At 68.5% G+C, this 12063-nt stretch carries 9 protein-coding genes; 7 read left to right on the top strand and 2 right to left on the bottom strand.

The features are described from left to right. Nucleotides 1–7 precede the first annotated feature (7 nt). Entirely contained in the window at nt 8–844 is an 837-nt protein-coding gene (gene sdhC / locus IE260_RS38540; protein WP_189880551.1) for a succinate dehydrogenase subunit SdhC, read from the bottom strand. Between the two features lie 18 nt (nt 845–862). Next, nucleotides 863–1153, bottom strand: a complete 291-nt coding sequence (locus IE260_RS38545) for an Rv0250c family protein (protein WP_189880552.1) — start codon at nt 1151–1153, stop codon at nt 863–865. 307 nt (nt 1154–1460) lie between these two features. Between IE260_RS38545 and IE260_RS38550 the strand changes: the two genes are divergently transcribed. The 7 genes from IE260_RS38550 to IE260_RS38580 all read left to right on the top strand — a co-directional run. Next, nucleotides 1461–3812, top strand: coding sequence for an ABC transporter family substrate-binding protein (locus IE260_RS38550; RefSeq protein WP_189880553.1), 2352 nt, complete (start codon nt 1461–1463; stop codon nt 3810–3812). A gap of 180 nt (nt 3813–3992) precedes the next feature. Further along, nucleotides 3993–5909 (top strand): translational GTPase TypA, encoded by a 1917-nt coding sequence (gene typA, locus IE260_RS38555; protein WP_189880554.1) that lies wholly within the window; start codon nt 3993–3995, stop codon nt 5907–5909. A 679-nt stretch (nt 5910–6588) separates the two neighbouring features. Beyond that, nucleotides 6589–7632 carry an ABC transporter permease gene (locus IE260_RS38560; protein ID WP_189880555.1) on the top strand — a complete coding sequence of 348 codons (1044 nt, stop codon included), beginning with the start codon at nt 6589–6591 and terminating at the stop codon, nt 7630–7632. A gap of 114 nt (nt 7633–7746) precedes the next feature. Beyond that, nucleotides 7747–9543 carry an ABC transporter substrate-binding protein gene (locus tag IE260_RS38565; protein WP_189880556.1) on the top strand — a complete coding sequence of 599 codons (1797 nt, stop codon included), beginning with the start codon at nt 7747–7749 and terminating at the stop codon, nt 9541–9543. A gap of 100 nt (nt 9544–9643) precedes the next feature. Next, nucleotides 9644–10621, top strand: a complete 978-nt coding sequence (locus tag IE260_RS38570) for an ABC transporter permease (RefSeq protein ID WP_189880557.1) — start codon at nt 9644–9646, stop codon at nt 10619–10621. A 15-nt stretch (nt 10622–10636) separates the two neighbouring features. Then, nucleotides 10637–11698 carry an ABC transporter ATP-binding protein gene (locus tag IE260_RS38575; protein ID WP_189880558.1) on the top strand — a complete coding sequence of 354 codons (1062 nt, stop codon included), beginning with the start codon at nt 10637–10639 and terminating at the stop codon, nt 11696–11698. Between the two features lie 57 nt (nt 11699–11755). Continuing rightward, nucleotides 11756–12063 (top strand): ATP-binding cassette domain-containing protein (locus IE260_RS38580; RefSeq protein ID WP_189880559.1); only part of this gene is annotated, 308 nt, incomplete at its 3' end.

A 12063-nucleotide genomic window follows, 5' to 3' on the forward strand; every position in this document is an offset into this window, starting at 1 on the left:
TCACTCATCAGAAGAAGCGCGGATCGTCGAAGACGCCGGACGCGACCAGGTACACGTAGAAGTCGGCGAGGGCCACGCTCGCCAGGGACGTCCAGGCGAGCAGCATGTGCCGGGCGTTGAGCTTCCCGACCAGCTGCCACATGCGGTACCGCACGGGATGCCGCGAGAAGTGCCTGAGCTTCCCGCCGACGATGTGCCGGCAGGAGTGGCAGGAGAGGGTGTACGCCCAGATCAGCACGATGTTGGCCAGGAAGACCAGGGTGCCCAGACCCATGTGGCCCCAGGCGTAGGTCTCGTCGCGGAAGGCGAGCACGGTGTCGTAGGTCAGGATGCCCGCGACCGGGATCGCCGCGTAGAAGAAGTACCGGTGGACGTTCTGCAGGATCAGGGGGAAACGGGTCTCGCCCGTGTACTTCCTGTGCGGCTCCGCCACCGCGCAGGCCGGCGGGGACGCCCAGAAGCCGCGGTAGTACGCCTTGCGGTAGTAGTAGCAGGTCAGGCGGAAGCCGAGCGGGAAGATCAGGATGATGACCGCCGGGGAGATGCCCCACCACGGGCCGAAGATCTCCCAGTTGGGGCCGCCGCGCATCGGCTCGCAGTTCTCCGCCAGACACGGGGAGTAGAACGGCGAGACGTACGGGGCCGCGTAGTAGTGGGCGTTCGCGAACGCCCGCCACGTCGAGTACACGACGAAGGCGAGCAGCCCGGCCGCCGTGGCGGCCGGGGTCAGCCACCAGCGGTCGGTCCGCAGGTGCGGGGCGGCGATGGCGGCGCGCGTCGGGGTGTGGACGCCGCCGCCGCGGGGATGGGGATCGGTGGCTGGGGGTTCGGTACCAGTTGCCACTAGTCGACTCCGGTCGGGTCAGGGGGCGCGTCGGTCGCGGGCGCCGAGGCCCTCGTCGTCCGTGTCCGTCCACAGCGAGAGGTCGTATGGCGCGTCGGAGATGGTGACCAGATCGGGCCGCTTCGGTGCCTCCGGGGCCGCCGCGGCCTCCCGCAGCAGAGCGACGCTCTCACGCAGGTGGTCGGCGTCGGTACGGACCCGCCGCACCTCGAGGCCGCCGCTGCCGATCTGCTGCTCCAGCCGGCCCATCGACCGGGACAGGTCGTCGAGGCAGTGCTGGATCCTTGTCAGTTCCTCGTGCACGGACATGACGTGACCTCACTTCCGTCGGACACGGCCACACGGCCGGCCTTGGGTGGCGACGTTCATGCGCCTGCGAGTGTTGCGCGTCACACCTACCGGTGGGAAGGGATGTGCACCGATTGGCCGAGGCGTGCAGGTGCACTCCCGGGTGTGTTGCGCCGCACGGGTGGGCTTACCGACCGTCGTCGACGTGTCGCCCTCCGCTGCCGAACCCTTTCCTCTTCAGTGGCCGCATACATCTGGATACAAATGATCAACTCGATATACCGCCAAATATGACCATAACGCTCGCGGCCTTCCGGAGGTAGCAGAGATGTCCCACTTCGGCGTCGGACCGCGCGCTGTCATGCGCTCGGTCACCTTCCTCACCCTGAGCGCGCTCGCGGTGGCCACGCTGACCGGCTGCAGCTCCGACGAAGGGTCCGGCAAGCCGCTCGCCGGGCAGGACATCGCCTCCGCCGACCGCGCCCGGGTCGCCGACGGCGGCACCCTGCGCTGGGCCGTGGACTCCGTACCGGACACCCTGAACACCTTCCAGTCCGACGCCGACGCCACCAGCAGCCGTGTCGCACAGGCCGTGCTGCCCTCGATGTACCGGATGGACGCCGCCGGGCGCCCGGTGCGCAACCCCGACTACCTCGAATCGGCCAGGGTCGTGGACACCGAGCCCCAGCAGGTCGTCCTCTACAAGCTCGACCAGCGGGCCGTCTGGAGCGACGGCCGGGAGATCGGGGCCGCCGACTTCGCCGCCCAGTGGCGGGCCCTGTCCGGCAAGGACAGCGCCTACTGGACCGCCCGCAACGCCGGTTACGACCGCATCGAGAAGATCGAGCGCGGCGCCAACGACCTGGAGGTGAAGGTGACCTTCAGCCGTCCCTACGCCGACTGGAAGTCGCTGTTCACGCCGCTGTACCCGAAGGACGTCATGGGCACCCCGGACTCCTTCAACGACGGGGCGCGGCGCAACCTGAAGGTCACCGCCGGGCCCTTCGCCGTCAAGAAGGTCGACACGAAGCAGGACGAGATCGTCCTCACCCGCAACCCGCGCTGGTGGGGAGCCCCGGCCAAGCTGACCGAGATCGTGCTGCGCGCCGTCCCGCGCGACAAGCGGGTGACCGAGCTGGCCGCCGGCCGGCTCGATCTGGCCGACATCGACCCGGACACCGCCGAGGAGGTCGCACTGGCCGCCGGCCCGCGTGACACCGCCGCGTCCTCCGGCACCCCGCTCATGGGGCCGGACCGCTCGCCCGCCGCGGGGCCGGAGGACCAGCAGTCGGCCGCGGACGCCCTGCACTCCTGGGCGGTCGCCAACGGTTCCGACGAGGCGGCCGCGGAGAAGGAGACCCAGGCCCGCGAGAAGCGGCGCGCGGCCGTCGCGGAGGCCCGGCGCCGGCAGCAGGCCCTGCGCGGCTTCGAGCTCCGCAAGTCGCTGGAGCCCGCGTACACCCAGCTCGCCCTCAACGGCGCCGACGGCCCGCTCGCCGACGAGCGCGTCCGCCGGGCCGTGGCCCGCAGCCTGGACCGCAAGGAGCTGGCCCAGGCGGTGCTGAAGCCGCTGGGCCTGCCCGCCGACCCGGTCGGCAGCCACGTCGCGCTCTCCGGCCAGCCCGCGTACGCCGACAGCAGCGGCGCCCTCGGCGGTCCGGACACCAAGGAGGCCCGGGCCCTCCTCGCGGACGCCGGGTGGGTGCCCGGCGGGCCGGTCGAGGAGCCGAAGAAGGCGGCCGGGTCCGAGGGCGACGGGCGCAAGGACGGAGACGGTGAGAAGAAGTCCCCGGGCGGTGACGACGGCACGTACATCGTCGGCGAGGACGACGGCAAGAACGACGGGGACCACGAGGACGACAACAGCACCAAGGACTACAAGAGCGACAAGAGTGACAGCGACGGCAGCGACGACAGCGACACCAAGGACAACAGCGAAAACGAAGACAACAAGGACAACAAGAACGACAAGAAGGACGGGAACGGCACGAGCGACCAGGAGAGCGGCGAGAAGCGCAGCAGCGGCAAGAACACGGCACAGGGCGGCGCATCCGGCGCCTACGCCCCCAAGGGCACCGCCGCCCCGGCGGGCTCGGGGACGGTGCCGCTGGCCAAGGACGGCGAGGCGCTCACGCTCCGCTTCGTGCTCCCCTCGGGCCCCGGTTCCGAGGTGCTGCACACCGTGGCCGACCGCATCTCCGACATGCTGGACGAGGTGGGCATCCGCACCGACATCACCAAGGTCTCCGACGAGAGCTACTTCAAGGACCACATCGCCAACGGCCAGTACGACCTGGCGCTCTACTCCTGGCCCGCGTCGGCCTTCCCCGCGACCGACGCCCGCCCCATCTACGCCAAGCCGGTCCCGGCCGCCGACGGCTCCCTGAACATCGCGCAGAACTACACCCGGGTCGGCACCGACCAGGTCGACCAGCTCTTCGACCAGGCCCTGGCGACGCTGGACGAGAAGGAGGCCCGCGACCTGCTCCGCAAGGCCGACGCGCGGATCTGGGCGGCGGCCGGCTCCCTCCCCCTCTACCAGCGCCCCCAGCTCACCGCCGCGCGCAAGAACCTCGCCAACGCGGGCGCCTTCGGCTTCGAGACCCCGGTCTACGAGGACATGGGCTTCCTGAAGAAGGGGGCGCAGGGCGCACGGCCGTCGGTGACCCCCGCGTCGTAGCGGACACCGGCCCCCGGGGCCGCCGAACGCTGCCTGACCTGCACCGCACAACCCGGCAAGCCCCAGCCGCCGCCGCCCCGTACCATGGGGTGAGGCCGTGGCATGTACCGCCCGGCAGGGCCCGCGTAACACAGACGTACGCAGCAGGGCCGTCCTCACACTCCGGGAGTACGCCGCAATATGGCCGTGTCCACCACACGTCACGACATCCGTAACGTCGCCATCGTCGCCCACGTCGACCACGGCAAGACCACCATCGTCGACGGAATGCTGAAGCAGGCCGGTGCCTTCGCCGCCCACCAGCTCGACTCCGTCGACGACCGCATGATGGACTCGAACGACCTGGAGCGTGAGAAGGGCATCACGATCCTCGCCAAGAACACGGCGGTGAAGTACCACCCCAAGGACGGCGGGGACCCGATCACCATCAACATCATCGACACCCCCGGCCACGCCGACTTCGGCGGCGAGGTCGAGCGCGGTCTGTCGATGGTCGACGGCGTCGTCCTGCTCGTGGACGCCTCCGAGGGCCCGCTGCCGCAGACCCGCTTCGTGCTGCGCAAGGCACTCCAGGCCCGGCTGCCGATCATCCTGTGCATCAACAAGACGGACCGGCCGGACGCCCGGATCGACGAGGTCGTCAACGAGACGTACGACCTCTTCCTCGACCTGGACGCCGACGAGGAGCAGATCGAGTTCCCGATCGTCTACGCCTGCGGCCGGGACGGCATCGCCTCCCTGACCAAGCCGGACGACGGCACCGTGCCGTCCGACTCCACCAGCCTGGAGCCGTTCTTCTCCACGATCCTGGAGCACATCCCGGCCCCCACCTACGAGGAGGGCGCCCCGCTCCAGGCCCACGTCACCAACCTGGACGCCGACAACTTCCTCGGCCGTATCGCGCTGCTGCGCGTCCACCAGGGCGAGCTGAAGAAGGGCCAGACGGTCGCCTGGCTCAAGCGCGACGGGTCCACGGCCAACGTGCGGATCTCCGAGCTGATGATGACCGAGGCGCTCACCCGCAAGCCCGCCGAGAAGGCCGGCCCCGGTGACATCTGCGCGGTCGCCGGCATCCCGGACATCATGATCGGCGAGACCCTGGCCGACCAGGAGAACCCGGTCCCGCTGCCGCTGATCACGGTCGACGAGCCCGCGATCTCCATGACCATCGGCACCAACACCTCGCCGCTGGTCGGCCGCGGCGGCACCGGCAAGGGCGCCGACGCGAAGGCGGCCGTCAAGGACCGCAAGGTCACCGCCCGCCAGGTCAAGGACCGGCTGGACCGCGAGCTGATCGGTAACGTCAGCCTCCGCGTCCTGGACACCGACCGTCCGGACGCCTGGGAGGTGCAGGGCCGCGGCGAGCTGGCGCTGGCCATCCTGGTCGAGCAGATGCGCCGCGAGGGCTACGAGCTGACCGTCGGCAAGCCGCAGGTCGTCACCAAGGACGTCGAGGGCAAGGTCTACGAGCCGGTCGAGCGCATGACGATCGACGTGCCCGAGGAGCACATGGGCGCGGTCACGCAGCTCATGGGCGTGCGCAAGGGCCGCATGGACAACATGTCCAACCACGGCTCCGGCTGGGTCCGCATGGAGTTCGTCGTCCCCTCCCGCGGCCTGATCGGCTTCCGCACGGAGTTCCTGACCCAGACCCGCGGCACGGGCATCGCCCACTCCATCCACGAGGGCCACGAGCCCTGGTTCGGCACGCTCACCACGCGCAACAACGGCTCGCTGGTCGCCGACCGCGCCGGTGCCGTCACCGCGTTCGCGATGACGAACCTCCAGGAGCGCGGCGTGCTCTTCGTGGAGCCCGGCACCGAGGTGTACGAGGGCATGATCGTCGGCGAGAACTCCCGCTCCGACGACATGGACGTCAACATCACCAAGGAGAAGAAGCTCACCAACATGCGGTCGTCCACGGCCGACGTGGCCGAGTCGATCGTTCCGCCGCGCAAGCTCTCGCTGGAGCAGTCGCTGGAGTTCTGCCGCGACGACGAGTGCGTGGAGGTCACCCCGGAGGCCGTTCGCATCCGCAAGGTGAACCTGGACGCCCGCGAGCGCGCCCGCGCCGCGAGCCGCGCCAAGCACGGCTGATCCACTCGTGGGCCCGGCGTACAGCCGGCCCACAGGGAAGCCCGGGTCCCCCCATCTTGGGGGGACCCGGGCTTTTTTCAACCGGTTTTCGGAGCCCTCGGCCCCGCCGTGTGTACGGAATACGGAGATCCACGCCCGATAGCCATGTAACACGTCCGTTTCGCGGCCTTCTCGTCCCGAACAGTTTGTCCAGATTTTGGAAGATCTAGCTGGCAGCCGTGACTGAATTGAGATTTAAAGACGGTGGTCGGTCCTTCCGGTCATGGCAGATAGTTAGCCGCGTAGCGCTCGGGTCAATGGGTCTCGCGCTGTGGGGACAGCGCCCGACTCACGAGCACCAGGGGGTGTCTGAGCTTCCGTCAGGGGTGTCGGAAGACAGACGTGTGCCCCCTCCTGTCGGTGAACACGTGGAGTCATGAGGAGGAGCCCCATGCGCGGTGTCACGAACACCAGGTGGGTCGCACGATCCGTCACCGCCAACTGCGCCCCGGCGGACGGCGATCGTCTCTGAGGAGCCGGCCGGCCGCTGACGTCCGGTCATCGGACTACGCGCGTCCGGCTGCGGGTTTCCCGCACTTCTCGGGGCACCCCGACGCTTCTTCTTGATCCGTTCCGCGATGGCGCACACCCTGCGCCGGTCGCCGGTTCGGCACACCCACATCTGTGAAATGGGCGAACTGTGACAAGTCCAATCGACATTGAGGGCGGCGGAGTGTCCGCCGTCGTCGACGGCGCACCGGAGCCGCAGGAGAAGAACGAGGCCAGGAAACACGAGGGCCGTTCTCCCGGGCAGTTGATGTGGCTGCGCTTCAAGCGCGACCGGACCGGTGTCATCTGTGCCTGGGTGGTGCTCGGCTACTTCGTGATCGCCGCGTTGGCGCCAGTGATCGCCCAGCTGTACGGCAAGGACCCGTACATCCTGTACGGACAGGACCCCGAGTACACCGCCGAGAACCCCGTCCTCGACGACTTCGGGCTTCCGCTGGGCTACTTCGGCGGAGTCTCCGGCGACCACTGGTTCGGCGTCGAGCCGCAGTTCGGCCGTGACGTCTTCACCATGCTGCTGTACGGCATGCGCACCTCGCTGTACATGGCGCTGGGCGTGACCACGCTGCTGATGCTGACCGGTGTCGTCATCGGGCTGGTCGGCGGCTACTTCGGCGGCCGGACCGACTACTTCCTCGGCCGGGTCACCGACTTCTTCCTCTCCTTCCCGCAGCAGCTGTTCTTCATCGCCTTCATGCCGGTGGTGACCGCGTTCTTCGTGGACCCGCGGGACGAGACGCCCACGTACTTCCGGGCGCTGGCCATCCTGATCGTGCTGTGGCTGCTGGGCTGGATGGGCATGGCCCGACTGGTACGGTCCACCGTGCTGTCCCTGCGTGAGCGGGAGTTCGTCGAGGCCGCCAAGGTCGCCGGCGCCTCGCCCTGGCGGATCATCCGCAAGGAGATCCTGCCGAACGTGGTCTCGCCGATCCTCGTGCAGTTCACGTACCTGCTCCCCAGCACGATTCTCACGATCGCGTTCCTCTCCTTCGCCGGCGTCGGCTTCGTCGAGCCGACCCCGGACTGGGGACGCATGTTCGCCACCGGAGCCAAGGTCGCCGAACAGGACCCGGCGTTCATGTTCTTCCCGGGTGTGGCGCTGGTGATCTTCGTCCTGTGCTTCAACCTCCTCGGAGACGCCGTACGGGACGCCCTCGACCCCAAGTCAGGACGGTAAGAGGGGTCCATTGGTGGGGGGACTGCCGCCCCTGCGTCGGCTCACCGGCCGCGTCAGGCAGTGCACAGCAGTGCTCAGTGGATAACAAACCCGACAGGCAGGTGCATTCACCACATGAAGACGCTCAACTCCCGCACTGCGCGCGCCATCGTGGTCGCGCTCGCGGCAGGCTCGCTCGTCCTCACCGGATGCTCGGAGAACAAGGGCAACGGCGGCTCCGGCAAGGACTCCAAGAAGGACCAGAAGGAGGCCGCGGTCCAGTCGAAGGCGGTCGCCTACGCCGACGCCGCCGCGTCCACCGGCCCCGCCAAGGAGGTGCCCGGCGCCAAGAGCGGCGGCACCATCAACGTGTACCAGGAGGCGGGCCTGTCCCACCTCGACCCGGGCCAGATCTACGTCTCCGACGCCGGCCAGATCGCCAACCTGCTCTTCCGCGGCCTGACCAACTTCCAGGAGGACGGCAAGGGCAACGTCTCGGTCGTCGGCGACCTCGCCACCGACTCCGGCAAGTCCTCGGACGGCGGCAAGACCTGGACGTACACGCTCAAGGACGGCGTCAAGGACCAGAACGGGAACCCGATCACGTCCGCCGACATACGCCACACCGTCGAGCGCCAGTACGCGAAGTTCATCTTCGACGGCCCGACCTACCTCCAGACCTGGCTCAGCGGCCCGGACTACCGCGAGGCGCTGCCCGACGGCGGCTACGGCGACAAGCACCTGCCGGACACCGTCCTGGAGACGCCGGACGACAAGACGGTCGTCTTCCACTTCGACACCCCGCGCCCGGACCTGCCGCAGATGCTGGCCATGCCGGGGTACACCGTCGTGCCGGAGGAGACCGACACCAAGGAGAGGTACGACAAGGCCCCCGTCTCCACCGGTCCCTACAAGATCGCGGAGTACAAGGTCGGCAAGTCCCTCAAGCTCGTCAAGAACGAGAACTGGGACCCGAAGACCGACGTCGTGCGCCACCAGTACGTCGACGGCTGGAACTTCGACTTCGGTGTCACCGAGTCGACCCAGACCAAGCGCCTGATCGCGGACCAGGGCGACGCCAAGAACGCCATCCAGCTCACCGGCGCCGTGGAGTCCACCCAGATCCAGGACGTCGTCAGCGACCCGTCCGTCAACAAGCGCACGATCAAGGGCTACCAGCCCTACGTCATGACGCTGACCTTCAACCTGGACCGGGTGAAGAACAAGAAGGTCCGCGACGCCGTCACCTACGCGGTGAACTCCAAGTCGCTCATCGCCGGCGAGGGCGGCGCGTACGGCGGTGACGTCGCGCCGAACCTGTTCGCCCCGACCCTGCCGGGCTACGAGGCGGACTACGACCCGTACGGCCGGCTGAAGACGCCGTCCGGCAACATCGAGAAGGCCAAGGAGCTCCTGAAGGACGTCCCGGCCGCCGAGAAGAAGCTCGTCTTCGCCTACCGCAACAACGAGGCCGGCCAGAAGCACAAGGTGGCCGTCGAGGACGCGCTGGGCAAGGTCGGCATCGAGGTCGTCTCCAAGGAGGTCGACGCGGCCAGCCACTACGAGCAGATCGGCAAGCTCAAGAACCCGTACGACATGTACATCACGGGCTGGGGCCAGGACTGGCCGTCGCCCGGCACGGTCGTCACGCCGATCTACGACGGTGACCAGGTCGCCGACGGCTCCGCGAACTACTCGCACATCAACGACCCCAAGGTCCAGGAGCTCATCAAGAAGGCGCTCACCCAGGAGCCGACCGAGGCGGCGGCGACCTGGAAGGAAGCGCACCGCTACATCCTGGAGAAGGTCAACCCGGCCGCTCCGCTGTGGTACACGAAGCAGTTCCAGCTCTACGGCTCGAACATCGGCGGCGCGCGCTACAGCACCGAGTCCAGCTACATCGACGTCAACCAGCTGTTCCTGAAGTCGTAACTCTCTACGGCTGACTGGCGGGGGTGCGCACCAGGCGGAGCGCACCCCCCGGGTTCCGTGACATCTCCCGACCACCTCCGCAGAGAGCAGCCCACCCGCCATGCTTCAGTTCATCATCCGGCGTACGGTCGGTGCCGTCGTCACCCTGTTCCTGATCGGTGCCGCAACGTTCTTCCTCTTCGTCGCCGCGCCGTCCGACTACGCGTCCCTGGCCTGTGGCAGGGACTGTTCGGCCACCAGGCTGGAGGAGATCCGCGAGGCGCTCGGCCTCAACCTGCCCATCGCCCAGCAGTTCTGGGACTTCATGACCGGCATCGTCATGGGGCGTGACTTCCCCCAGGGCCACTGCCCCGCCCCGTGCCTCGGGCAGTCGTTCTACTCGGGCGACCTCGTCTGGGCCACCATCAAGGACCGCTTCCCGCTGACCCTGTCGCTGACCATCGGCGCCGCGCTCGTCTTCCTGATCGTCGGCCTCGGCACGGGCATGATCTCCGCCTTCCGGCGCGGCTCACTCGTCGACAAGGCGGCCACGGGCGCGTCCATGGTGCTCAGCTCCTTCCAGATCTACTTCCTCGGCCCGATCGCCCTGGCCGTCTTCGTCTACAGCACGGGCTGGATGGAGGACCCCAAGTACGTCCCCATCACCGAGGATCCGGTCGGCTGGCTGGTGGGACTGTCCATCCCGATGGTCGTGATGGCCACCATCTTCACCGCCCAGTACACGCGTATGTCGCGCTCCTCGCTGATCGAGCAGCTCGCCGAGGACCACGTGCGCACCGCCCGCGCCAAGGGCATGTCGCAGAAGTACGTCTTCTTCCGCTACGCCTGGCGCGGCTCCCTGATCCCCATCGTCACCATCCTCGGCATCGACCTCAGCAGCCTGCTCGGCGGTGCCGTCGTCACCGAGCTGACCTTCTCCCTGCAGGGCATCGGCCGGCTCGCCGTGGACGGCGCGGTCAACAAGGACCTGCCGCTGACCATGGGCGTCATGCTGGTCGGGGCCTTCATGATCCTGCTGCTGAACATCCTCGTCGACATCGCGTACGCCTGGATCGACCCGCGCGTCCGGCTTTCCTAGGAAGAGGGCACCACCGTGACCACAGTGACCAAGACCGAGGACGCGCCGGCCCCCACCGGGCCCGAGGGCTTTCTGTCGGTCCGCGACCTGAGCGTGCGGTTCGCCACGGAGGACGGCGAGGTCAAGGCGGTCGACGGTCTCTCCTTCGACGTCGAGCGCGGCCGGACCCTCGGCATCGTCGGCGAGTCCGGCTCCGGCAAGTCCGTGACCAACCTGACCATCCTGGGCCTGCACAACCCGCGGACCACCACGATCGACGGCGAGATCGTGCTCGACGGCAAGGAACTCGTCACCGCCACCGAACGGGAAATGGAGCAGCTGCGCGGCAACAAGATCGCCATGATCTTCCAGGACCCGCTGACCGCCCTGTCCCCGTACTACACGGTGGGCCGGCAGATCGCCGAGCCCTTCATCAAGCACACCGGTGCCTCCAAGAAGGAGGGCTGGGCACGAGCGGTGGAGATGCTCGGCAAGGTCGGCATCCCCAACCCGGATCAGCGGGCCAAGGACTACCCGCACCAGTTCTCCGGCGGTATGCGCCAGCGCGCGATGATCGCGATGGCGCTGGTCTGCGACCCCGACCTGCTGATCGCCGACGAGCCGACCACCGCCCTCGACGTGACGGTCCAGGCGCAGATCCTGGACCTGCTCAAGGAACTCCAGCAGGAGTTCGGCTCGGCGATCGTCTTCATCACGCACGACCTCGGGGTCATCGCCGACATGGCCGACGACATCCTGGTGATGTACGCGGGCAGCGCGGTGGAGCGCGGCAGCGTCGACGAGGTCCTCAGGGCGCCCAGGCACCCGTACACCTGGGGCCTGCTCAACTCGATGCCACGCCTGGACTCCGACCTCAGCGCCCAGCTGTCGCCGATCCCCGGCACGCCGCCGTCGCTGCTCGACCCGCCATCCGGCTGCCGTTTCCACCCCCGCTGCACCTTCCAGGACCGGGTCGGCGGCAACCGCTGCGTCACCGAACGCCCGTTGCTCGGCCCGGACCGGTCCTCGGCGTGCCATCTGACGGCGGAGCAGAAGCGGACCATCTTCATCGACGAGATCAAGCCCCGACTGGGCTAGGGCCGGCCCGAGGGCCGCAAGGCTCACAAGGAGGACCTGCCGCATGAAAGAGGAGTCATGAAAGAAGACCTCGTCCTCCCCGCCCGGCGCGAGGCCGCGGCCGGCGGATCAGGGGAGCCGCTGCTGGTGGCGGAGGGCCTGACCAAGCACTTCCCGGTCAAGGGCGGCTTTCCCGTCCGGCGGACCGTCGGCCACGTCCAGGCCGTCGACGGCATCGACCTGACCGTGCACGCCGGGGAGAGCTTCGGCCTGGTGGGGGAGTCCGGCTGCGGCAAGTCGACCACGGGACGGCTGATCACCCGCCTGCTGGAGCCGACGGGCGGGAAGATCCTGTACAAGGGCCAGGACATCTCCCACGCCAAGCG

The sequence above is a fragment of the Streptomyces viridiviolaceus genome, assembly GCF_014650995.1.
In the GTDB taxonomy this organism is placed as follows: Bacteria; Actinomycetota; Actinomycetes; order Streptomycetales; family Streptomycetaceae; genus Streptomyces; species Streptomyces viridiviolaceus.